The sequence below is a fragment of the Halobacillus litoralis genome (assembly GCF_020524025.1).
GTDB classification, from domain to species: domain Bacteria; phylum Bacillota; class Bacilli; order Bacillales; family Halobacillaceae; genus Halobacillus; species Halobacillus litoralis_D.
In genome coordinates this window covers 1,131,671-1,155,845 of the sequence record NZ_JAIVKN010000001.1, presented here as the reverse complement: position 1 = coordinate 1,155,845, position 24,175 = coordinate 1,131,671, and the positions used below count along the sequence as shown (strand labels likewise).

Sequence of the window (24,175 nt, the reverse complement as noted above, 5' to 3'; positions counted from 1 at the left end):
AACACCTCTTCGTTCTTTTACACGTTCAGGATAAGTGGAGCGTGATCTACGCTATGGTTAATAGATCCATATTTTCTAAGAGATTTCAGCAAAGACATCAAAAAATGCTGAGTAACCTTTATAAGGAGTGGATGAAACGTTGAACCCCATAATGATTGATGTAAAAACAACCATTGAAACAGAGCGATTACAATTAAGAATGCCAATGCCAGGAGATGGACCGGCTGTAAATAAAGCCATCCAGGATTCTATAAACGAGTTAAAGCCGTGGCTTGGTTTTGTTCAAACTACTCCAAGTGTTGAGGATACAGAGATTAATGCCAGAGAAGCTCATGCGCATTTTCTAACAAGAGAAAAATTACGATACTTAATTTATCTGAAAGAAGATGGAACATTTCTGGGGTCTACAGGTTTTCACAATATTGACTGGGATGTACCTAAGTTTGAAATTGGTTACTGGATGCATACAAAGCACAGTGGCAGAGGATATATGAGAGAGGCAGTCGGAGCCTTAACATCATTTGCTTTAGAGGATTTAGGAGGATCTAGAGTGGAAATTCGCTGTGAAGCTGAAAATATAAAAAGCCGGGCCATTCCTGAAGCTCTTGACTACAATCTTGAGGGAATTCTTCGGAATGAAGATCGCTCTGTTGATAAAAAAAGGCTTACGGATACATGTATTTATGCGAAAATACGGGTATGAAAGGGAGGGGTCTCATGCATGATGTTACGATTATTGGAGCAGGTGTAAGCAGCATATTTCTTGCCCTTTCACTGATAGAAAAAAGTCCGGACTGCCGTATTCATGTCATCGACAAAGGAAAACCATTGGCGGAACGTTCTTGTGGTCTTGATGAAGGAAGAGCTTGTACGTGTGAAGATGGGTGCGAAAAATACATAGGATTTGCGGGTCTTGGTAAGTCGGAAGGAAAATTCAACTATACTAATGACTTTGGCGGAGAGCTTGCACAGAAGATCGGTGAAACTGAAAGTTTAAGATACATGAGGAAGGTGGATCAAATCCTTTGTTCCTTCGGCGGAGATGCTGTTGAAAAGTACAGTACAAAAAACGAGCATTTATCACAAAGATCGGCTCGATACGCACTAAACGTGTTCTCAACCGATGTTCGTCATTTAGGGACTGGACTTGCACAATCAATCTTTCAGAAAATGTATGATCAACTGATCCAACAAGTTTCCTTCACATTTTGTACGTCTGTTCAGAAACTTGAAAGGATTAGGAAGGGTTTTCGAATCCAAACAAATAGTGGTGATTTTTTTAGTTCAAAGGTTGTACTGGCAACAGGGAACAGTGGGAGTGAGTGGCTGCATTCAATGGCTGATAAACTAGGGTTGAAACCACAAAAAACAAGGCTTGACCTTGGGATTCGGGTAGAAATGCGCGGTAACCAGCTTGATTCAATTCTGCAGGATACATTTGAAACGAAATTGAATATTAAAACAGACACCTTTTCAGCTACAACGTACTGCATGAATCCAAACGGGAGAATTATTCGGAAGTATCAACATGGCCTCGTAATGCCGGATGGGCAGAATAAACGTGAAAAAAAGACGCCCGGGTCTAACTTAAACTTTTCTTTATTTGTGCCCCGTTACTACGACAACCACAAAGAAGCTATGAGTGCTGCTGAGCGTGTTATCGGTGGAATAAATAGAGGGTCGAACCGGATCGTTGTCCAGCGATATGAAGATTTAAGAGCGGGTAAACGATCAAAGGGAAGCTGCGAGGGGAGTATCTGCCCATCTCTGCAAGCTGAAGCTGGAGATCTGCGTGAAGAGGTCCCTGATCTTTATATAGAATCTCTCTTGGAATTTTTTACAAGATTAGAAGGGTTACTAGGTGAATCTATTGATTCTGATACGCTCTTATATGGTTTAGACGCTAAGTTTTATGAGGCCCATATTTTTACAGATCCATATTTTCAGACGTCACTTTCAGGGCTTTACTTAGTAGGGGACTGTTCTGGGGTCACCCATTCTCTGGCTCAAGCAGCCGCCAGCGGTTTATACTTGGGTCAGCATATGGTATCGTCGCAGGCCGTCAATTATCAAAGCGCTGACATGATTTGATTTTCATTCCAATTTTGAAAGATCCGACCACATTTAATAGTGAACGAAAAATATAGAGAATTGGATGAAACGTGGAAAAGAATAGTCCGTTGACAGACTTTGATGTCGGCAGCCTTATAATATTTGAAAAAGCTTTCCCTTCACTTGGTCCTGGTGTCTAAGTGAAGGGGAAGCTTTTTTGTTTTTCATCACAACAAAAGGAGAGCAGGTCCTGGTCCAGACATACTGTGCTTGAACAAGGGTGTCGTCCGTGAAAAGGGAACGGTCTCCTGTTCTGACAGCAAAAAACTTGTAGAAAAATACGGTTTCTCTACAAGCTGAAAGCCTGGTTAAAATCAGGTGTTTCAGCGTTCACGAAGTTCTTTTAAGATGTTCATTCCCGAAGTGACCGCCTGACTCATTGCGGAACCCCCGCCGTAAGCTGCTCCAACACCCATCGTTTCATAAATTTGCTGATCACTGCAGCCAAGCTCTACACATTGATCCAGGTGATAAGTCATGCTTGCTTGATCTCCATCTTTTAAACTGATAGCAAGGGCCATTAAATGTTTTATAGATTTATCAATTTCACCACTCTCAAAAAATGCCCCAGTGAAGCGGTTATAATCTTTTGTTGCTTCAGGCAGATAATTGGTTAACTCTTCAATTCCTTGACGATAGTCCTCTAGTACTTGTACAGCATTTTTATTCATCCATCAATCTCCTTTCAAATTTACTTTTTTATTCCTTATCTTTCCTATCCATTAAACAAATGGACGTGTTTTCCAACATATTCAATCTCTTAATGTGGAAAAGTTCCGAATATTGTTTACAAATCTAATAATCTGCGTTAAAGTGTTAAATCATAACTGAATTACCCGATGATAATTCTTATCGAGAGTGACTGAGGGATAGGCCCTTTGATGTCACAGCAACCTTCCGTGGAGTGGTGCTAATTCCAACAGAATGGAAAACATTCTGGAAGATAAGAGTTTTGCAGGTCCTGATGATTGCGAGACTCTCTTCCAAAATGGAAAGGGTTTTTCTTTTGGTCTAATTTAGGAGTGAGGAGAAATTACTATTCAATGCTTTCCTACAACTTGAAGTAGTAAGTGGCATGATGAGGGTGTCAAAGTAAGCAGAATTAAGTCAGCACTGGAAAAGGAGGCAGGGAAATGATTTCAATTGAAAAGCTCAGTAAAATCTATACTTCTAAAGAAGGAACGGTTATTGGTGTAAACGATGTTTCTTTAGACATTAAGCAGGGGGAAATTTTTGGTGTCGTGGGCTATAGTGGAGCAGGGAAAAGTACGCTCATTCGCTGTATGAATATCCTTGAACGGCCGACAAGTGGAAAGGTGATGATGGATGGAATCGATCTCATGTCATTGTCATCTAAAGAACTTCGAAAGGCAAGACAGTCAATTGGTATGATTTTCCAAGGTTTTCACCTTGCTATGTCTAAGACTGTCGTGGAAAATGTCAGCTTTGCTTTAAAAGCCGCAGGCGTCGGTCGGGTGGAACGAAAGAAGCGAGCAGAAAAACTGCTGGATCTTGTAGGATTATCAGATAAAGCAAATCAGTTTCCTGCTCAGCTGAGCGGAGGACAAAAACAACGGGTGAGCATCGCAAGGGCACTTGCCAATAATCCGAAAGTTTTATTGTGTGATGAAGCCACATCTGCATTGGATCCTCATACAACGCAGTCAATCCTTAAACTTCTGAAAAAAATTAATAGTGAACTGGGTTTGACAATCGTCTTAATTACTCATGAGATGGAAGTCGTGAAGGAAATTTGTGATCGTTGTGCCGTTATGGAAGAAGGCAGAGTGGTTGAGGAAGGAAATACTTACGATATCTTTGCTGCACCGAAAAATGATTTAACAAAGCGCTTTATTCAAACAGTTATTGACTTTACGATTCCTGAAGTTCTCTTCGATAAAAGTGAGGGGACGATCGTCCATCTTAAATTCACCGGGGAAACAGCCGGGGAAGCGATTGTGTCAGATTTACTGCAGCATCACAAAGTGCGTGGAAATATACTCCATGGGAAAGTTGACTACATACAGAATCAGGCACTGGGAACGTTTGTTATGGAACTAACTGGAGAAGCGAAAGAAGTAAGAGGTGCACTAAATAGTCTAAGAAGTACTCTGGGAGATGTGGAGGTGCTAAAAAATGCTCGATCAATTGATCAATCTATGGCCAGAGCTGAATAAATCTTTTATTGAAACACTAATTATGGTAAGCATTGGACTAGTAGTTGCCTTAATTGCAGGATTACCACTTGGTTTGCTGCTTTTTGTTACAGAGAAGGATTTATTCTTAGAGAATAAATGGATTAAGAGTGTGACAGGTGTCATTGTTAATTTAGTCCGGTCCGTACCCTTCATCATTTTATTGGTCTTCTTATTTCCTTTTACCAACCTTTTACTGGGAACGACAACTGGCCCTGTAGCCGCTTCGGTATCTTTATCTGTTGCTGCCATCCCTTTTTATGCAAGAATTGTTGAGTCTTCAGCAAGAGACATTGACCGTGGGGTGATTGAAGCTGCCATCGCATGTGGTGCTTCTCCGTGGTTAATTATCAAAGATATTATCTTTCCTGAAATTAAATCAGGCTTAATCAGCGGTTTGACAATTACAGCAATCAGCCTGATCGGCTACTCAGCAATGGCTGGGGCAATCGGGGGCGGAGGTATTGGTGATTTAGCAATAAGATATGGATATTACCGCTATGATAATTTTGTAATGTTCACAACAGTCATCCTTTTGATTGTAATGGTTCAGGTCGTCCAGTATATTGGTGACTTAGCAGCCAAATCTGTGAAAAAGGGTTAACTATATTAGAGGAGGAAATACATATGAAGAAACGATTTACACTTGCTATAGCAATCTTAACCTTAACTTTAACCTTTTTAGCTGCCTGTGGCAGTGGTGATGAAAATGCGGATGCATCAGGAAAAGAAAAAATCCGCTTTGGAGCTACTTCTGGTCCATACAGTGATATGGTCAATAAAGCTATTGCTCCTCTCCTTGAAGAGAAAGGGTATGAAGTAACGAACAAGGAATTCACGGATTATGTCCAACCAAACAAAGCTTTGGCTAATGGTGATTTAGATGCTAACCTCTTTCAGCACGGCATCTATTTAGAATCCTTTGCTAAGGAACATGATTTGGAACTTTCTGAAGTCATTATCGTTCCAACAGCCCCGATGGGTATTTATTCGAATGAGTATAAGCAAGTGGATGAGATTGAAAAAGGCAGTACAATGGCTGTACCGAATGACCCGACAAATTTAGCACGTGCTTTGCTTATTTTAGAAGATGAAGGCTTAGTTAAGATTAAGAAAGATGTAGATCCGCTTCGTGCATCACTTAAAGATATTAAGGAAAATCCTAAAGAAATTGACTTTGTAGAAGTAGAGGCCGGCCAGCTTCCACGTCTTGTTGATAGTGAGGATTTATCCATGGTTCCAGGGAACTACGCGCTTGCTGCTGATATGGATTTGTTAAATGCATTGGCTTTAGAGGATATGCCGGATCAATACCGCAACCGTGTGGCTGTGAAGACAGAAGATATAGACGCTCAATTTGTTAAAGATATAAAAGAAGTGGTTCAATCCGCTGAATTTGAAAAAATAATTGATGAAGAATTTGAAGGATTTGGAAAGCCGCAGTGGATGAAAGAAGAATAAATCAAGGGATAATGAAGATCAAAGGAACACCTTCAAGGAATGGGAACCATCGTTTCTTGAAGGTGTTTTTTTGGTTCTTTCTAATCTGGAATAGATAAAGGTTTGGATAACATAGAAATCTGACTTTCTCCATCCTCAAACACATAAATTAAGAAAGGAGAACTACCATGAAAAAATGAAAAGGGACCCATCTCCATAATGGAGATGGGTTCCTTTTTAATAGTAACTTTAAAAGGGGTTCGTTGCCCATTGGAGTGACTGCTTAATAAAGATGCGGGGATGAAGTTTTAACTGCGCAGTCATATACTCAGCCAAATCTTCAGGCTGCATGTATTTCTCCTTATCTTGATCATCGAGGTCCTCACCAAAAGCAAGTTCGGTTGCTACAAGACTTGGATTTAAGGTGAACACACGAATGTTCTCACGTCTTACTTCCTGCATGAGAGCTTCAGTCATGCCTTGTACAGCAAACTTCGAAGCGCTGTAAGCGGTTGAGCCGGCTGTTCCTTTTAAACCGCTACTAGAAGAGATGTTAATGATATCTCCTGCATTATTTTCTATCATATGAGGTAGAACAGCGCGGGTCATATGGTAGGTACCATATACATTTATTTCGAATGTTTTTTTCCATTCTTCTGGTTCTATTTCTAAGAAGTGTCCATAAGTACCGATGCCGGCATTATTAATTAAAATTTGGGCTGGGCCAAGTTCCTTTTTTAAATGCTGAACAGCAGCTTCTACCTGATTCAAATTGGATATATCCACAGGTACAATACTTGCTTGAACTCCATAAGTGCGGGCCTCTTCGGCTACTTGTTTGAGCTGGCTCTCTGTTCTCGCTATGAGACCCACATGAACCCCTTCTTGAGCTAGTTTGAGGGCTGTAGCTTTTCCAATGCCTCTTCCTGCACCGGTAATATATGCGGTTTTACCGTGAATATCTTGTCCCATATCCTCATCCTTTCTCGTTTCTGGTTAATAGTGTAGGCTTTTAATCAGAAGGTTGCAAAAATTTCACACTATTTCTCCTTATAAAATTCTTATTTGTTATGCTTATGATGAATGTGACCTTTTAGGTACGTTTACAACCTGGATAAGAGTCCTTATATAAATTTAAAATCAAAAACAGACTTTAACAGAGACATACATATAAGAGAAACCTAATTAGAGACATTCTTTTAAGAAAGAAGGGAAGGAAGATAAACATGAAGACATTGGATTGGGGTCATAAGATTGACCAAATCTGCAGCAGCACATCTTTTACAGGAAGTGTGGAAATAAAGAAGAAAGGACAGGGGGTTTTTAGCAAAGGATATGGATTTAGAAACCGGGCAGAGAAGCTTCGAAACCTTCCGGATACTAAGTTTGGAATTGCTTCAGGCTGTAAGATATTTACAGCTGTCGCCATAGCTCAGCTTGTTGAGAAAGGCATGTTTTCCTTTAAAACACCCATACATAATATAATCGATATAGATTTTCCGCATTTCAGTAAAGAGGTGACGGTTCATCATTTACTTACTCACACATCAGGAATTCCTGATTACTTTAATGAAGAGGAAATGGATGACTTTGAAGAGCTTTGGAAAGAAAGCCCCATGTACTGCTTAAAACAATTAAAAGATTTTCTTCCAATGTTTCAAGAAAAGCCCATGATGTTCTCACCTGGAGGAAAGTTTCACTATAATAATGCCGGGTTTATTGTATTGGGATTGATTATTGAATATCAAACAGGTGTTTCTTTTACTGATTATGTAGAAAAGGAGATCCTGACGCGTTGTCAGATGAAGGAATCAGGTTATTATTCCATGGATGCTCTTCCTGGAAATATCGCTTATGGTTATATTAAAGATCAAGTCTCCGGCACTTGGAAGACGAATTTCTATTCTGTACCTGTCAAAGGCGGTGCAGATGGTGGTGCATATGTAACGGTTAAGGAAATGAACCGATTTTGGGAGGGGTTAATGAGTTTTCAGCTTTTAAGTAAACCAATGACTCAACAATTAATTGAACCCCACGTAAGTGTAAAAGAGCAGATATATTATGGCTATGGGTTGTGGATAGATAGTCTTGATCACGGGGAAGTCAAATACCATGTGATGGGCTATGATCCAGGAGTTAGCTTTCATTCATGCTTTTACGATGTAAATGAATTGCTGGTTACTGTGTGCAGCAATGAAAGTAAGGGTGCCTACTTGATTGTTAAGGCTGTAGAAGACTGTATGAAAATGTAGCCGCTGTTGATCTAAGTAAGACTAGGGACTACTTTAATTGAGATATTTAGGAAAGCATTCTTCTTTTTGTTGTGTTCTGACTATTAACAGTTACTGAATTGCCTCTAAAGAAATTATGCCCTTGGTTGAAAAAGAGAAAATGCTGAGAGGTTTTAATTTCTCAGCATTTTTCTAAATCTCCTGTTGTCGTCTTTTGTCCCTGGTCCTTACATAACAAATGCCTTAGTTTAAGAATCTCCAACTTCATTGGCATTAAAGTTTTGGGTGCCAAATTCTGTGATTTTCGTTTGTACGCTGACTTTGACATCAAGGTCTGTGAAGAGCTCATCCCATTCTGCCTCATGTTTTTTGAAATAATCGGGTTCATTGATATGGATCCATTGAGATAGGTTGAGGAAATCTGTTTCATATTCCGTCTGGGCAGCTTCTATAACATTTTCAATTTTTTTCTTAATGTTTTTATTGGCTGCTTCTTCCAAATCTTCTTTCCAGCCTTTCGTGTAAACATCTCTACCTATGGCCCAATCTTCTGCAAGCGACGTTTCGATGCTTACTTTCAAATGAAGTTGAACCGTTTCTCCTGAATGATCGACATGATAGGACGTGTTTGATCCATTAATTTCAAGAACTACTGGCCCTTGTTCAATATGGTCTTCACTTAAGTCGATATAACCGCCTTCAACACTGTTATTAATATAGCGGACTCCTTCCACTTCTTCCTCCGTCAGCCAGCCTTGATAGCGGAAGTCTTCTGAAGAAACAATGCCAGCTCCTTGAGAAATTACCTTACCTTCTTTTAACCCAACGCCTGGGATTAAGAAACTCTTTTCTTCCGAAATATATTGAGACATTTCCCCTATAGTAAGACTTTTTAATGTTAAATTATTTAAATAATGGTTTTCACTTAACTCTTTAATTTGAATAGAAGGAAACAGTTCTTTCATAGGCTGTTCTCCAAACACTTCTTCGACAGTATCCCGTGTAATAAACACAGGCACAGTTCTCCGAAATTCATGATCCCTTATGAACAAGTCAATGAATTGATCCACTCTTTTTTTCTCTAAGAGTTCCTTTGAGAGTAAAATGGTTTTTAAGTGAGTAAAATTTGGAGGGACATTGCTTTCTAAAGAATTGTTGCGAATAATTTCAAAAAGAGAATGACCTTTTATCTGGATATTTTGAAAAGGTAATCCTTCTGGTGATCCGCTCTGCTGCGTAGGGATTTGACCGGGTACAACGAACTGATGAATCATAGAAAGTTGATCATCTTCAGTTGTATCCAGCGCAATACCCAACACAATTCCTATGTCTTCAATTTCTTTAATATCCCAGCATCCCGCCAATGAAAATAAGAGGAGCAGTGAAATAAGGGAACGTTTAAGAAACATAGGTCTGCCTCCTCAATAGTGAAACAAGTAAAAGAATACCTGGAATAGCAATAACCGCTATTGCTGAAATTATTTGAATCAGTTGAGAATAGTGAAAAACATCTGTCAGTCCCTCTGGATACAGGGTCAAAACATAAATGATTGTACCAGAGATCCAAATCATAAACCGGGATCCTCCAAACATTTTTTTCATTCCTGTTGTCATAGAGAAGTAGTAGGCAGTAAGCGAAGTAAACGCTGTAATTAACCAGCCAAACAGGAAGATTAATTCAAAACGCTCAAAGAAAAACCCTTGAAATTCAATGCTTTTTGCCATTTCAATTGTCGGGAAAGCGATTTCTTTTAATTCCTCCACACCGAGGACGCCAATTGAAATGATGATGAAAAGAATATAGAGCATTGAAGTCAGTCCTAAGCTGGTCCACAATGTATACATTAAATTTTTCGCGGATTTCTTTTTGATCAGGGTGCCAAAGACTAACAGAAATTCAATTCCTACAAATGAAAAAAGGGTGATTTTTACCCCGGTAATTAAAGGGAGGATATCTGTTTCAAACATGGGTCTTGTATTTTGTATATTAATATCCTTTGTACTAAGTAAAGCGAGCACAATAAACATGAACATCATAATAGGAAAATACAATTGAAAGAAACGAACCACATCACCTGCCCCGTTTGCAATCAAGTATAGGCTGACCATCAAAAATGTCCCTGCAATCACATAGAGGGGAGTAGTATCCAATAGATAGTTTTTGATGATAACAGCCGTCACTCGAAGAATGTATGCAGAAATGATTAAACAATAAATCACAAAGCAAAAATTAAAGATAAATCCAAACCATTTTCCTACTATGATTGGTGAGATGTCAAAAATAGATAAACCAGGATAACGGGAAGAGAGAAAAGCATAGATGATAGATACTATGCACATGAAGATAGCTCCAAAGATAATGCTGATCCATAAATCTGGAGTATCCACGTGTCTGGCTAAGTCTCGAGGCATAAGAATAATACCAATCCCAATCATTGTAGAAGTAGTAAGGACGATGATTTGTAAGGCTGTCAGTTGTTTAGCATCACTCACTGGGAACCCCCTTTCTTAAACCGGAAACGTATAAAGGTATCTTTCCATCTCTTATAATAATAAGGAGCGAATGGCTCTAAGTACGGGACAGAGAAACTTTTAATCCTGACTAAATGAATACTAAGTAAAAATATAGCTATGATCAGGCCGTAAATACCGAGAATGGCAGCTGCAAAAAGCATGATAAAGCTGATTGCTCTAAGTGCTAAACTTAGACTGTAATCTGGAATGGTAAAAGAGCAGATGGCAGCAAAAGATACAACAATAACCATAAGCGGACTAACTATACCCGCAGTGACGGCTGCTTCTCCTAAAACAATTGCTCCTACAATACTGACAGCAGGACCAATGGGTTTTGGAAGCCGTATTCCTGCCTCTCTTAATACTTCAATGGTCACCTGCATTAAAAAGGCTTCCATAAATGATGGAATAGGTACTCCTTCGCGTGTTTTTGAAATAGAGATTGCTAAATCTGTGGGTATCAACCCATGATGGTAAGAGATTAATGAAATATAAATGGATGGAAGCATAACCGCCAAGAAAGCAGCGATGTAGCGCATCAAGCGGACAAGAGAGGCCGGTATCCATTTGAAACTATAGTCATCGGACGTTTGAAACAACGAGTTTAAGGTGATGGGGGCGATGAGTACAGTAGGAGAGCCATCTACAAAAATAGCCACTTTTCCCTCAACTAAGGCATTGGTTACTTTAATGGGCCGCTCCGTTCCCTGAACCTCAGGAAAAAGGGAGTACGTATTTTTCTCAATGCTCTGCTCAATAAGACCTCCATCTGAGACATACTCTGCATTGATTTCTTCAATTCTTTTCCGTGCTTCTTTTAATAGCTCTTCATTTACTTCTCCTTGTATGTAAGCTAGGATCACATTGGTGAAAGATTTAGTACCCACTGTATAATACTCTAATTGTAAATCTGTGGTCCTTAAATGGACTCTTAGTAAGTTGATATTTTCCTGAATAGATTCAATGAAACCGTCTCTTGAGCCCCTTAAGGTCATCTCAGATACGGGTTCAGAAATTGACCGATGAGAGAAGTAGGCTGTATCCAGCGCATAAACATCCTCGTTTTCAATGAGGATTGTGTAACCGTCTAGAAGGTGAGCGTCGAGTTCGTCTTTATTCTTCATCACTTGCAGCTGCTCAGTTGAAAACGTATGAACAGGCGTTTGCCCTTTTCTATACTTCCACTCCATCAAAGGGGATAAAATTGAATTATTAATTTCTGCATTTTTTGTTATTGACGGCATGTAGATCACATAAATCGAATGCCCGGATATTTCTATTTCTTTTGTAACGATGTGCCCTTGTTTGCTCTTCTCGCGTAAGATCTCATTAATATCCAAGCGGGATTTTTCCATGTTGATCACCCCTTGAATGAAAGGTTTATTATAGTATGAGCAGGAGAGGCAGGTTTTACACATAATCCAACAGCTCCTGATGCTTTTTATAGATTTAAACAGCCCTTTTACATGAACTTTTCATGTGTGTGGCAAACTAACGGCTGAAAGGAGGGTGTCACAATGGGCAAAAAGGCAAAAAACAAAAACAAGAAAGATTTAAACCAATTGCGCCGTGAAAAAGGCGAAACAAATGGTACTGGTAAACAGGATCCGTCCCGTTAAATAAATAAAAAACGCCTGCTTCCTATGTGAAGGAAGCAGGCGTTTCTCTATATCGTATCTGGATGCTCTTCTAAAGACTCGTTAAATTCGATGAATTTACTCTTGATCACCGATGTATCTGCAAACAAATCGTGGATTCCCTGATGTCTTTTTGTAAAGGCAACGACAAGGTAGGGAATGCCAAGAACTGCCATGCTGATGTATCGACCAATGCATTCACGGAAAATGATCTGTCCGTTTGTGAGCGTGTTACCCTTGAAAGATATGACAGTAAGACCGAAGATCATTTTTCCTAATGTTGCGTGAAAATATTTTGTCAGCACTATAAAATATAGGAAAAAGATAATGGATGTTGTAATATTTTCAGCGCTCAACATAGGGATCCAGAGTTGAGCGTTTTCAATATTCATCAGCCTGAGAAGCGGCCTTGTAACGATTGTATTAAGGCTCCATATGACGATCAAATCAATGATGTAGGCTGCAAAACGGGAACCGAAGCCGGCAAAAATCAATTTTTGAAGTTCATCTTTATGTTTGGCAGCTGTAGAAGTAAGGCTGCTCGAGCTGTAGGAATGATCCGTTGTTTCCATATATACCCCTCCTTATTCTGTATACATATACATCAATGTAGGACCTTGGCGCTCGCTGATCAGCCTCTCGATATAGCGGATTTCACTATTTGGCATCAGGTTCTGGGCAAGCGGAAGGTTAAGAATGGATGAGATATTGTTTTTATACTGAAAAACCTGAGGATCTCCGCCAATTTCTTCTTTTAAGGCAGCTAATGTATCTTCACGGAAACCAATCTTATCGACAAGTCCGTTTTCTACGGCTTGTTTCCCTGAATATATGCGTCCGTCAGCTAGTTCACGAACCCGGCTCTCAGACATATTACGCCCATTGACAATAACGTTTACAAACTGGTCATAAGAATCATCTACAAGCGATTGTAGAATTTCACGATCCGCTTCGGTCATTTCTTTAGTAGGGCTCATTATATCTTTAAATTCACCACTTTTGATGGTATTAAATTTAACCCCATATTCATTAGCAAGCTCCTGATAATTAACACTCTGCATAATTACGCCAAGAGATCCGGTGAATGTATCATTGGCTGCGAAGATCTGGTCTGCCGGGGCAGAAACATAATACCCCCCGGAAGCTGCCATATTCCCCATGGAAACAAAGATGATTTTGTCTTTTTCTTTAATTTCCAGAAGTTTGTCGTGGATTTCAGCACTTTCATAAACACCGCCTCCAGGTGAGTTGACATATAAGTGAATGCCTTTGATGGAAGGGTCATTTTTTATAGCCTCTAATTTCTTCATAAAACGATCATGTTGATATCCAGCGCTGCTAAATGGATTGGTATTGGTACTTGGACTGTCCATAATTGTACCCTCTAGGTTTAGTTCAACGATTCGGTTTGAGCCGGATCCCTTTTCTACCACTTTCTCTTCTAGTTTTTCGCTGTTTGAGAAAATAGACATGGCATTGTTTTCATCTTCCTCATTCGATATGAACGAACCAGCTGCTTGAAAAACAATAGCGACGATGAGAATTGCTGCGGCAATCACACTTGCTGTAATTCTTTTATTCATATGTAAACTCCTTTCTTGTAGGTGCTCAGAGATTCACTTTACCATATAATTCTATTCTGAACATTACGTATTACGTATAAAGATTGGGAAGGTTTCAAATTTCATCTATATAATTATTTCTTTATTGCGTATATAGACCATCCATGAATGAAAGGTTCCAGATTCAGTAAGACATACAGTTCAAATGAGCGGAGGTGGGTTGAACGCTTGCTCTCAGATGTAAACGGACTCTGGTGTTCTAAAAGAAAAGAGTACTGTGTACTTCCAACTCTTTCATGACATTTTCAGTAACAGGCAGGGTGATTAATCTTGGTTTACATCGATCAGCTGAAATCGCTCACAGACTAGAGGCATACTTTCGCTGAACGTATAACCAAGTTCTTCTGCTTCATTATTAAAGAATTCTATATGGGTCTCCCGCCAATATTGGTAAGAACGATCTCCTTCTCCTTCCTCTCTTGCAAATTCTTCGGTTACTTGATTGAATGGGGTAATATCAACTGCTGATGTTTTTATAATTGCAACAGGATCCTCTTTCTTATTTAAGATAATGCTGTACTCCCCCTCTTTAGGTAGAAGTTCATTTTCTATTTCGTATGCTTTCTTTGCTGAACAAGTAGCTGTTTTAACTCCATCAATGGCAAGCCGGGCCAGTTTGTCAGGATCATCACCAAACGCCCAGGCAGAAACTGTTGATGGTTGAACTTTTCCTTTCCAATAAGTATTCCAGTATATTTCAGCTTTTTCATTCATTCGAATCATCCTTCGTTTTAATGAAATTCATACTATCCTTTTATTATGGAATTTATGGATATGAGATATTCTAAATCTCTATGAGAAAAATTTGAGCCCTTTTCTATTGGTTCAATACGGGCAGCAGAAAAACGGACTGATTGAGGAATTCGATTCTATAAAATAATGAAAAGATGCAGACAGCGCTAAAAGGTTTTACATGACCATTACGTATAATAGATACACGTGGAATTTTATTTCCAAGAAATAGGGTGAGATATTAAATTTTATTTACATAGAGACAAAAGGCATCTTTCCGATTAAAAAACCGTTAAAATTGGGCACGTGGTATCAATCTAATATAAAGGAGTATACAGATTTTGAAGCTACATCAACTTTTAGATGACATTCCGATCAGCGAACAACTATCAGAACAATATAAAGAGCTGCAAGTGAAAGGTATCACCGATAACTCCAGCGAAGTTAAAGAAGGTGATGTTTTCGTCGCTGTTCCTGGATACCAGGTGGATGGACATCATTTTATAGAAGAAGCCATAAACAAAGGAGCCGTCCTGGTCGTCGGTGAGATGGAATCAATACATCTTCCAGTTCCGTATATTCGGACGGACAATTCAAGAAGAACATTAGGTCGGCTGGCCAGCGCGTATTACGATAATCCTTCAAGAAACAAGCTTGTTATAGGGGTCACTGGGACAAATGGAAAAACTACTACGACCCACATGATTAAACATGTGCTTGAAGAAAATGGTTATTCATGCAGCTTGTTTGGCACGATTGACTATATTGTTAATGGGGAAGCTGTACCAGGTATACAGACAACACCCGGCGCACTCACTTTGCAAAAGCTTCTTTATGAAAGCGAAGACGAAGTTGTGGTTATGGAGGTGTCTTCCCACGGATTAGAACAATACAGATTAGAAGGCATATTGTTTGATGTCACCGTCTTTACCAACCTTTTTCAAGATCATTTAGACTACCATTCCAGTATGGAAGAATACTTCAATGCGAAGGCACGTCTATTTTCCATGATGAAAGAAGGTGGCCGGGCTGTTATCAATACCGATGACGATTGGGGATACAAGCTTCACGAACTACTGGAAACAGAGGAGATTACTCACTACAACCTGGGCAGAGAAGAAGCGTGTGATTTTGTAATAAATACGATTGATAATACGTCTGCTGTTATTAAATCCTCATTTGAAGAGAAGACGGTATTTACCCCCATCTACGGCATCCACAATATGTATAATACGATCCAAGCTTATATGACCGCCAATCTGCTCGGTTGTACGCCGGATCAAATTCAAGTCAGCCTGGATTCATTTCCAGGGGTTCGAGGGCGATTTGAGACCTATGCTTTAGAAAGCGGAGTCACAGCGGTTATAGATTATGCTCACACAGCCGACAGTATCGAATATGTTCTTCAGGCAGCTAAAAATCAGGGAGCTAAATCAATCACTCATGTATTCGGGTTCAGAGGAAATAGGGATGAGAGTAAGAGGAAAGCTATCCTGGATACCTCTGCAGCCATGAGTGATGTTTATATTCTAACGCTTGATGACTTGAATTCTATAAGTTATGAAGATATGGTAGAAACCTTGAAGTCTCTTCAGACAAACTATGGGAATGGTAAAGGCCGTATCATTCCTGACCGTACCCTCGCTATTCAGGAAGCCATTGCAGAGAGTCGGCGGGGCGATTGGGTCATAATTACGGGTAAAGGTCATGAATCTTACCAGCAGCGGTTTCAACTTTCTGCTGTATCCGACGAGGATACAGTTGAGCGCATTCAGTCTGAGAGGAAAAGCTTTGAGACAAGGGAAAGCTTATTATAAAGTCCAAAGTCAGACGGCTCAGCTTGAGTCGTCTGACTTTCTATGGAGGAGGGACTATGAACTTCTTTTTGACTGCTCTTCTAAGGGAGATTTCTTACTTTAGATGTTAACCTCAGAATATAGCATGAACAACTTCTATGAATTCAACAATTAAACCAATGATGTATAATCGTTTCGCCACTTGGAAAAGAAAACTACTTGCTTTAGAAAAGAATTAACTCTTTACCATCACAAATAAGGGGTTCTGTTAAAGTTCGGAAGGATTAACCTTATGAAACAAACAGATTGAAAAAAGGAATGTCTGCAGTCCAAAGAGAAATTAGTATTTATTAGTTTTCCATTTCCATCCGTTTGTAATGACTCCGATAAGGCCCGAAAAAGCAAATATGTAGGCGACTATTAACGACATGTCTTCAAGTTGATCTGTAAAGATCCGAAAGGCTCCAACCACTAATAATAAGAAACTGGCAATTAGGGCAGTGCCCGTTTTTAACTGTTCGTTCACCGTCATCTCCCCCTTAATGATTTCCACGTATAGACTAACACACTTCAAACGTTTCGTTCATGTTAAACTGAATGAAACTACAATATTTTAATAGGGAGAGGAAACGATATGAAAGAAGAAAGTTTATTTCAACACATGCGATTCGTGAGAAGACGGACATTAGCGGCTTTAGATGCGACTACGGAAGAAGCGGCTGGTCAAACGCCCCAGGGTTTTTTAAATAATATCCGCTGGAACCTTGGTCATATTTATGTTTCCCAGGAGAATTTATTGCAGCGATTCTTAGGTGAAGATCCTGAGCTCCCCAAAACCTATCTTTCTTTATTCAACGGAGGCACATCCCCGGAAGAGTGGCCGGAGAACGTTCCTTCGTTAATAGAATTGAGAGGATACCTTGAAGAGCAGACGGAACGAATGATTCATCAATTTCAAGGTCGTTTAGATGAAGAAGGGGAAAAGCCTTTTGATTTGGGAGGTGGAGTTGTCTTTAGAACACTGGATGAAGTGGTTAATTTTAGTCTTTGGCACGAAGGTCTTCATCAGGGAACCATTTCAGCCCAGAAAAGGGCGCAGGGGATTAAAGCCCTTTTTTAAACAATAAAGGTATTCACCATTTTGCTTCATTCACTTAAGAAGACGAATAAATAAACCAGTCCCCCCGTACGCTTTAAGAGAAATGTACGAGGGGGTTTTATTATGACAAAAGTAAAAAGTCGATCGCCGCTCGGACAGCTTCCAGCCTTTAAGAAAGATCCCATCGCTTTCTTAAAGGTAATGGAAGAGAAACAGCAACCCGTATTACGCTTTCGTTTTGCTCATAGACCTGTATACCTGTTGATGCATCCAGCCTTAATAGAAGAAACCCTCATTCGAAAGGCTGACTATTTCTATAAATCAAAACCATTTAAGGAATTAGAGCCAATATTAGGACAGGGTCTCCTCTTAAGTGAAGGACAGTTTCATAAGAAGCAGAGGTCTCATATTCAGCCATTATTTACCCCTAAGCATATTCAAACATATGTTGAAGATATGGCGCATTGTACCAAGGGGAAAATCGATGACTGGACAGATAATAAAGCGCGTCCTATTTCCAAGGATTTTATGGAGTTGACATTGCAGGTGATAGTGAAAACAATGTTTGGAACCATGGTAGAAAATGGGGATGCTTTGGTTGGTAAGCCATTAGAAACAGCCATGGAGGTGGCTGTTCAACGCATACGTACAATATGGAAGTCCCCAAAAGGATTAAATATTGGGAACAACAGACTTTTTAATAAAGCTGTCGGTGACTTAAATCAAATGGTGGACCATATTATCGAACAGCATTCAGAGGGAAATGACAGCTTGTTAAGTTTACTTAAAAATCCCCGGGCGAAAGGGGAAGGTTCAATGTCTATCCAACAACTTCGTGATGAAGTCATGACTATATTCTTAGCTGGTCATGAAACGACAGCTGTCACTTTAACCTGGACCCTTTATCTATTAATGAACCATTTGGACGTTTATGAAAAAGTAGTAGAAGAAGTGGAAGATGTCTTGTCGGGGGACCTTCCAACCTACCAGGAAGCGACAGCGTTAACTTATACAAAAAAAGTCATTCTTGAAAGTATGAGACTTTATCCTCCAGCCTGGCTTTTTGGGAGACAAGCTCAGGAGGATGTAAATATTGGTTCGACCTATGTCAAGAAAGGATCAACTCTTATGATCAGCCCTTATGCTATGCATAGGAACAGAAGGTATTTCGACTATACAGATGACTTTATTCCTGATCGATTTGAAAATGGTAAGCCGGTTGGAGTACCTGAGTTTGTGTATCTGCCTTTTGGAGCAGGGTCCCGCATTTGTATTGGTCAGCATTTTGCCATAGTGGAGATGCTTGTTATTCTTTCTACAATGATTAAATCGATTCAATTCTCACCTCTATCTTCAAAACTATCTGTCACACCAGATCCATTAATTACTCTGCGTCCCAAAGAAGGTCTGTGGGTATTAGCTAAAAGGAAATTGTAAAAAACAAAGCGCCCATACAGGGGGCTTTGTTTTTATCTGTATAGACAACTATATGATGTGGTGATAACTTAAATAGAAGTCTGGTATCAATAGGATTAGTATGGTATAGATAGACAAATGAACGAAATTGTTAAAACTTATAATCAGTATGATTATAGGTGGAAAGGAGAGGGGAGCTGAAAAGATGATCGATAAACGTTCACCACTGCCCATTTACTATCAGATTGAAGAAGATATTAAGCAGAAGATTGAAACAGGTTTATATGCAGAGGGAGAGGCTATTCCATCTGAGCGGGAATTAAGTGAACAATATGAAGTCAGCCGGATGACAGTTAGACAGGCTGTTAATAACCTTGTCCAGGACGGCCGTTTATATCGTGAGAAAGGAAAGGGGACGTTTGTTGCTGAAGAGAAGATTGAACAGAAACTGAGCGGAATGACGAGTTTCACAGAAGATATGTCCAGACGTGGGATGGCAGCAAGTAGTCAATTGCTTGATTTCTCCGTCATCCATGCACCTAAAGATGTAATGGAAAAACTGAATTTAGAAGCTGGAGCTTTTGTCTATGACATCCACCGTATTCGTTTAGCTGATGAACAGCCTATGGCATACGAACGGACATATATCCCGCTAGAACTTTTCCCTGAGTTAACGAAAACAGCTGTGGAGGGTTCGTTGTATCATTATATTGAGCAACAGCAGCCCCACAAGATCCATAAAGCCTCTCAAGTTATAGAAGCAACCATCGCCGATGAAGAGCAGGTGGACATGCTGGGGATACCCCCCAGTTCGGCAGTCCTTTATATGGAGAGAATCAGCCAATTAGCAGACGGCACACCCTTTGAAGTTGTCAAATCTTCATATCGGGCGGATCGATACAAATTTATTAGCGATATTTACAGAACGTAAAAAGAAGTGTATGAGAAAATGTTTTTCTTTTGTCCTTTTCCCTGCACCCTATATTTCTTACAGACATTTGGTTAAAATATAGGGTGGTAAAAATATAAGTAATTGCAGGTGTCATATATATGAAGCATATTATTATTGGAGCAGGAATTTTAGGAGCATCGACCGCTTTTCATTTAGCAAAAAGAGGGGAAAAAGTACTGATAATCGATCGTCTTGAGGCTGGCCAGGCAACAAAAAATGCAGCGGGCATTGTTTGTCCATGGCTCACAAATCGCAGCAATAAATCCTGGTACAAGCTGGCTGTATCCGGCGCAAAATATTATCCTCATTTAATAGAAGAACTTCGAGCTGAGGGCGAAACGGAAACAGGCTATCACCAGGTTGGTGCAATCAATATATTTGATACTGAAGAAAAATTGGACCGTAAAATGGAAGTAGCCCAAAAAAGACAGGTTGAAACTCCTGAAATGGGCGATGTCACTAAACTCTCCCCGGAGGATACGAAAAAGCTGTTTCCGCCAGTTTCTGAAGAGTATGGAGCCGTTCATATCAGCGGGGCTGCTCGTGTAAATGGAGCGGCGGTGGCAGCCTCACTATTACGTGCTGCACAAAGGCATGGGGCCGAAATAATCACAGGAGATGCATCTTTACTATATCAGCAGGAAAAAGTAGAAGGAGTTTCTGTAAACGGTCATCCTCATTTTGCTGATCAGGTAATTGTAACAAACGGGGCATGGACCAACGAGTTGTTTAAACTCATTGGAGTCCGTTCTCATGTCACTTTTGAAAAAGCTCAGATCATTCATTTACAGATGCCTGATTATGATACCGCCAACTGGCCTGTGATGCTGCCGCCGTTCAACCATTACATGCTTACATTCGGCAGTGGGAGAATTGTTGTAGGGGCTACGAAAGAGGAGTCCGCCTCTTTTGATTCTCGTGTGACTATTGGTTCTGTTCATCAGTTATTGGATAAAGCTCTGCGTGTAGCCCCGGGCCTTTCCAATGCATCTTATTTGGAAACAAAAGTAGGGTTTCGTCCTTTCACCCCCGGCTCTCTTCCTGTGATTGGCCGTGTGCCTGGGTTTACGAATGTCTTAGTCGCGAATGGACTTGGCGCTTCAGGTTTAACGAGCGGTCCATATGTTGGATCACAACTAGCTGCACTAGCTGTTCAGCAGGAAACAGAAATCAATTTAAGTAACTATCGACCAGACCATATTTTCACATGAATAGATAAGCAGACTTTTCTGTATGCTCTATTAATGTAATTCAACCAAAAGATTAAAAAAAGCTTCCTTATTAGGAAGCTTTTTTTAATCTAATAGTAATTTTTCAATTAACCGTGACTCGCTTGGCGGTCCTGTTCATTCTCCGCTCTTTCAGGTTCTTCGTCAGGTGGGTACGTACGTTTTACAAATAACGCGAGTACAAGACCGACAAGAGATAAGGCAGTTACTACAAAGAAAGCAATATTCACACCATAGATACCTGGCGAATCTATAGCAGGATTGTTTTGGGCTGTTTCAGTCGTTGTAGTCATAATGGTAACAAGAACCGCTGTTCCCACAGAAGCGGCCACCATACGCATCGTATTACTCATAGCAGCTCCGTGTGGAATTAACTTCTTAGGCAGTTGATTAAGTCCAGCGGTTGTAACGGGCATCATTACCATTGACAAACCGAACATACGAATAGCATACAGAACAGTAATGGTTGTAAAGGTGGTTTCAATCCCTAAAAAAGAAAAAGCAAGTGATGCCCCCGTGATGATGGAAAGTCCTACGGCAGCGAGCAGTTTTGCTCCGATTTTATCAAAGATTCTCCCTGTAACAGGTGACATGAAAGCAGTAATAACTGCTCCAGGTAAAAGAGCCAGACCTGATTCATAAGCGCTGAACTCACGCATGTTCTGCATATAAAGAGGGATTAGCGTTTCTGAACCGATAAGTCCTAAAAAGGCTATCATTGCAATGACGGTTGTAATAGAAAAAATCGGATATTTAAATACTCGGAACTCAAGCATTGGATGATTAATAGTGAGTTGGCGTAAGATAAATATCGTCAGGGTAACTGCCCCTATTCCTAATACAGCGATAGTATCGACACTTGTCCACCCTTGATTACCTGCGAGCGTGAAACCATAAAGCAGTCCTCCAAAACCTATGGATGACAAAATAATAGAAACAGGATCGACTTTTGGATACGTAAGCTCCGTAACGTTCTTTAATACATAAAACGCAACAGTCATAATGATAATCGTCAAAGGTAGAATCAACCAAAATAAATAGCGCCATGTATATTCAGAAGTTATCCAACCAGAGAGAGCAGGACCGATCGCTGGTGCAAAAGAAATGACAAGCCCAATATAACCCATTGCAGCGCCACGCTTATTTACGGGGAAGATCATCAAAAAGACTGTCTGCATTAAGGGCAGCATTACACCAGCTCCGGCAGATTGAACGACGCGCCCGAGAAGAAGGAAAGGAAAGTTGGGGGCTATTCCTCCAATGACCGTACCTACGGAAAAAATACCCATAGCTGCGAGAAACAGCTGTCTAGTTGTAAAACGTTCGATTAGAAAAGCACTGACTGGAATCATTACTCCATTTACAAGCATGAACACTGTCGTCAGCCATTGTGCAGAGTTCGCAGTAACGTTCATCTCATCCATAATTGGAGGTATGGCTGTAATCATTAAGGTTTGATTTAAAATGGTAATAAAAGAGCCAGCAAGTAAAATAGCAGCTATCAGAACTTTATTTGTACTTTTTAAAGGCATGCTCTTCTCCCCCTTTCAACTAATCTATCATTATACGCTTGTTTAAGGAGGAGGGACAACTAATTAAAACTAAGTATACATGCATATTATTATGTAAACTTAAATTGTGAAAAGAATTTAAGTTGTCCTGCAAAAGTAAGAATCAGAATTAATCTCACCCAAAAAAGGCGGGCCCTTCGAGGAACTTAAATAATGAATAGAAACTTTCATTTCATCCCACATCGTAAAAGTACATCGAATCCCCGACAGGAAGATACACCATCTTCCAATTAAACACTAAAAACAGAGTCCTTGGATGGTAAAGGATATCATAGAAACATTTTAAACATCGCTTATTTTTAGGATGTTTGGACATTATTGCCCCATTTGATAAAACAAAATGTTCACGATAACCGCAGTCTTGCAATCAAGCGTCCTTATCCAATGAATAGACTTGAACCGTTTCCTGATAATCTAATAACAGCTGATCAAAGATAAGATCCCACCGTTGAGATTGAGCATATGTTCTTGCAGCCCTGCTCATTTCTTTACGAAGTGCCGGTTGGGAAAGCAGAGTAGAGATGGCTGAAACGAAGCTGTCAGACTGTTCTGCTTCGCACAAATAGCCGGTAATTCCATCCTGGACAATTTCCTGTACACCACCTGAACGCGCAACGATGGCAGGGGTACCCGAAGCCAGCGATTCCAATACCACATTCCCGAACGTCTCAGTAGCAGAGGGAAAGACAAAAAGATCCGAGCAAGCATAGATTTGACTCAGCCTTTCATTTTCTTGATAGCCCGTGAATGTCATGTTGGTTGGAGCATTTTGTTTTAGTTTTCTATACATTGGACCATTTCCAACGATTATCCAGTGTACGTTTTGTTTGATAGAATGGGGAAGTTTTTCTGCAGTCTGCATTAAAACGTCCAGTCCTTTTTCCCGTGCAAGTCTTCCTACATAACTCAGTATATATGGTTCTTCTATTTTATAAATTCTTCGTATGGATTCCTCATTCTGATACGGATGAAAAAAGTAACTGTCAACGCCCCGTTTCCACAATTTAATATCCATAAACCCCTGGGTCTCTAAATGGCGTCGAGTTTCCTCTGATGGAACAAACGTTATTTGAAAAGATTTATGGAACCATCTCATATATTTCCAATTATAGCGGGATAAGAAGGACAAGCGGTAGTAGTCTAAATACTGGTGAAAGTGCGTATGATAAGAACCCACCATTGGAATATCCATCTTCTTTCCAAAATACAGGCCAGTTAATCCCATGGTAAAAGGAGTGACGATATGAATTAAATCAGGTTGAAAGGCTTCCAGAGCTGCTCTGATTTTTGAAGGTTTAGGCAGAGCCAGGCGGCATTCAGGGTATAGCCAGAATGGAAGACTTAAAGAGGTGCGGATCTCCTCACTATTACTATGACAGCCTCTGATATGAGGTGTGAATAAACGATAGTCAATGTTCTGCTTTTTTAAATACTTCGTCCATCTTTCCAGTGTCTTCGCTACTCCATTGACCTGTGGTGTATAGGTGTCTGTAAAAATAGCTACTTTCATTTTTCTCCCCCTCTTACCTGTATAAGAACTGAATTCTTTGTCCCTTCGCTACTTATCTATTCATCTGAATAAAGTTTATGACAAAGGGGGGATGGGGATAACAGCGGAAAGCTTAAATT

The 24,175-nt window shown here is 40.0% G+C and carries 22 protein-coding genes and 1 riboswitch; of the genes, 11 read left to right on the top strand and 11 right to left on the bottom strand.

Annotated features, from left to right (window positions below):
* Positions 1 to 139 precede the first annotated feature (139 nt).
* On the top strand, positions 140 to 703 hold the full coding sequence (locus LC036_RS06110; RefSeq protein WP_226580040.1) for a GNAT family N-acetyltransferase: 564 nt from the start codon (positions 140 to 142) through the stop codon (positions 701 to 703).
* A gap of 14 nt (positions 704 to 717) precedes the next feature.
* Complete coding sequence (locus LC036_RS06105; protein WP_226579612.1) at positions 718 to 2,091, top strand: NAD(FAD)-utilizing dehydrogenase; 1,374 nt, start codon at positions 718 to 720, stop codon at positions 2,089 to 2,091.
* Positions 2,092 to 2,435: 344 nt separating this feature from the next.
* Here LC036_RS06105 and LC036_RS06100 read toward each other — a convergent pair whose 3' ends face one another.
* Positions 2,436 to 2,783, bottom strand: a complete 348-nt coding sequence (locus tag LC036_RS06100; RefSeq protein WP_226579609.1) for a carboxymuconolactone decarboxylase family protein — start codon at positions 2,781 to 2,783, stop codon at positions 2,436 to 2,438.
* 175 nt (positions 2,784 to 2,958) lie between these two features.
* A riboswitch (SAM riboswitch) is annotated at positions 2,959 to 3,062 on the top strand.
* Positions 3,063 to 3,245: 183 nt separating this feature from the next.
* On the opposite strand from LC036_RS06100, the gene LC036_RS06095 reads away from it, so the two are divergent.
* From LC036_RS06095 to LC036_RS06085, 3 genes are read left to right on the top strand one after another with little or no spacing between them, the layout of a single operon-like run.
* Complete coding sequence (locus LC036_RS06095) at positions 3,246 to 4,289, top strand: methionine ABC transporter ATP-binding protein (RefSeq protein ID WP_226579606.1); 1,044 nt, start codon at positions 3,246 to 3,248, stop codon at positions 4,287 to 4,289.
* Complete coding sequence (locus LC036_RS06090) at positions 4,249 to 4,911, top strand: methionine ABC transporter permease (RefSeq protein WP_226579603.1); 663 nt, start codon at positions 4,249 to 4,251, stop codon at positions 4,909 to 4,911. The genes LC036_RS06095 and LC036_RS06090 overlap by 41 nt, the downstream gene beginning before the upstream one ends.
* Before the next feature lie 23 nt (positions 4,912 to 4,934).
* On the top strand, positions 4,935 to 5,768 hold the full coding sequence (locus LC036_RS06085; RefSeq protein WP_226579600.1) for a MetQ/NlpA family ABC transporter substrate-binding protein: 834 nt from the start codon (positions 4,935 to 4,937) through the stop codon (positions 5,766 to 5,768).
* A gap of 228 nt (positions 5,769 to 5,996) precedes the next feature.
* On the opposite strand, the gene LC036_RS06080 is transcribed toward LC036_RS06085, so the two are convergent.
* The gene (locus LC036_RS06080) at positions 5,997 to 6,719 is read right to left on the bottom strand and encodes a 3-ketoacyl-ACP reductase (protein WP_226579597.1); all 723 of its coding nucleotides are present in this window, start codon (positions 6,717 to 6,719) and stop codon (positions 5,997 to 5,999) included.
* A gap of 254 nt (positions 6,720 to 6,973) precedes the next feature.
* On the opposite strand from LC036_RS06080, the gene LC036_RS06075 reads away from it, so the two are divergent.
* Entirely contained in the window at positions 6,974 to 7,999 is a 1,026-nt protein-coding gene (locus LC036_RS06075; RefSeq protein ID WP_226579595.1) for a serine hydrolase domain-containing protein, read from the top strand.
* 227 nt (positions 8,000 to 8,226) lie between these two features.
* Here LC036_RS06075 and LC036_RS06070 read toward each other — a convergent pair whose 3' ends face one another.
* The 6 genes from LC036_RS06070 to LC036_RS06045 all read right to left on the bottom strand — a co-directional run bounded on the left by LC036_RS06070 (position 8,227) and on the right by LC036_RS06045 (position 14,465).
* Positions 8,227 to 9,387, bottom strand: coding sequence for a Ger(x)C family spore germination protein (locus LC036_RS06070; protein ID WP_226579592.1), 1,161 nt, complete (start codon positions 9,385 to 9,387; stop codon positions 8,227 to 8,229).
* Positions 9,377 to 10,471 (bottom strand): GerAB/ArcD/ProY family transporter, encoded by a 1,095-nt coding sequence (locus LC036_RS06065; RefSeq protein WP_226579589.1) that lies wholly within the window; start codon positions 10,469 to 10,471, stop codon positions 9,377 to 9,379. Before LC036_RS06065 ends, LC036_RS06070 begins: the two co-directional genes overlap by 11 nt.
* On the bottom strand, positions 10,468 to 11,847 hold the full coding sequence (locus LC036_RS06060) for a spore germination protein (protein WP_226579586.1): 1,380 nt from the start codon (positions 11,845 to 11,847) through the stop codon (positions 10,468 to 10,470). The genes LC036_RS06065 and LC036_RS06060 overlap by 4 nt, the downstream gene beginning before the upstream one ends.
* A gap of 311 nt (positions 11,848 to 12,158) precedes the next feature.
* The gene (locus LC036_RS06055) at positions 12,159 to 12,701 is read right to left on the bottom strand and encodes an RDD family protein (RefSeq protein WP_226579583.1); all 543 of its coding nucleotides are present in this window, start codon (positions 12,699 to 12,701) and stop codon (positions 12,159 to 12,161) included.
* A gap of 12 nt (positions 12,702 to 12,713) precedes the next feature.
* Entirely contained in the window at positions 12,714 to 13,712 is a 999-nt protein-coding gene (gene sppA, locus LC036_RS06050) for a signal peptide peptidase SppA (RefSeq protein ID WP_226579580.1), read from the bottom strand.
* A 303-nt stretch (positions 13,713 to 14,015) separates the two neighbouring features.
* Positions 14,016 to 14,465, bottom strand: coding sequence for an ASCH domain-containing protein (locus tag LC036_RS06045; protein ID WP_226579577.1), 450 nt, complete (start codon positions 14,463 to 14,465; stop codon positions 14,016 to 14,018).
* A 359-nt stretch (positions 14,466 to 14,824) separates the two neighbouring features.
* Between LC036_RS06045 and LC036_RS06040 the strand changes: the two genes are divergently transcribed.
* On the top strand, positions 14,825 to 16,300 hold the full coding sequence (locus LC036_RS06040) for a UDP-N-acetylmuramoyl-L-alanyl-D-glutamate--2,6-diaminopimelate ligase (protein ID WP_226579574.1): 1,476 nt from the start codon (positions 14,825 to 14,827) through the stop codon (positions 16,298 to 16,300).
* A gap of 319 nt (positions 16,301 to 16,619) precedes the next feature.
* Here LC036_RS06040 and LC036_RS06035 read toward each other — a convergent pair whose 3' ends face one another.
* Positions 16,620 to 16,805, bottom strand: coding sequence for a hypothetical protein (locus LC036_RS06035; RefSeq protein ID WP_226579571.1), 186 nt, complete (start codon positions 16,803 to 16,805; stop codon positions 16,620 to 16,622).
* Positions 16,806 to 16,913: 108 nt separating this feature from the next.
* Here LC036_RS06035 and LC036_RS06030 point away from each other — a divergent pair, with 108 nt between their 5' ends.
* From LC036_RS06030 to LC036_RS06015, 4 genes are all read left to right on the top strand, one after another.
* Positions 16,914 to 17,399 carry a DinB family protein gene (locus LC036_RS06030; protein WP_226579568.1) on the top strand — a complete coding sequence of 162 codons (486 nt, stop codon included), beginning with the start codon at positions 16,914 to 16,916 and terminating at the stop codon, positions 17,397 to 17,399.
* Positions 17,400 to 17,501: 102 nt separating this feature from the next.
* Complete coding sequence (locus LC036_RS06025) at positions 17,502 to 18,815, top strand: cytochrome P450 (RefSeq protein WP_226579565.1); 1,314 nt, start codon at positions 17,502 to 17,504, stop codon at positions 18,813 to 18,815.
* A 184-nt stretch (positions 18,816 to 18,999) separates the two neighbouring features.
* A complete protein-coding gene (locus tag LC036_RS06020) occupies positions 19,000 to 19,725 on the top strand; it encodes a GntR family transcriptional regulator (RefSeq protein WP_226579562.1) in 726 nt (241 codons plus the stop codon).
* Between the two features lie 119 nt (positions 19,726 to 19,844).
* Positions 19,845 to 20,957, top strand: coding sequence for an NAD(P)/FAD-dependent oxidoreductase (locus LC036_RS06015; RefSeq protein ID WP_226579560.1), 1,113 nt, complete (start codon positions 19,845 to 19,847; stop codon positions 20,955 to 20,957).
* A gap of 107 nt (positions 20,958 to 21,064) precedes the next feature.
* Here the strand turns inward: LC036_RS06015 and LC036_RS06010 are convergent, their stop codons facing one another.
* Together LC036_RS06010 and LC036_RS06005 are read right to left on the bottom strand one after the other, a co-directional pair.
* Complete coding sequence (locus LC036_RS06010) at positions 21,065 to 22,507, bottom strand: DHA2 family efflux MFS transporter permease subunit (RefSeq protein ID WP_226579557.1); 1,443 nt, start codon at positions 22,505 to 22,507, stop codon at positions 21,065 to 21,067.
* Positions 22,508 to 22,913: 406 nt separating this feature from the next.
* Positions 22,914 to 24,056 carry a glycosyltransferase family 4 protein gene (locus LC036_RS06005; protein WP_226579554.1) on the bottom strand — a complete coding sequence of 381 codons (1,143 nt, stop codon included), beginning with the start codon at positions 24,054 to 24,056 and terminating at the stop codon, positions 22,914 to 22,916.
* Positions 24,057 to 24,175: the final 119 nt, after the last annotated feature.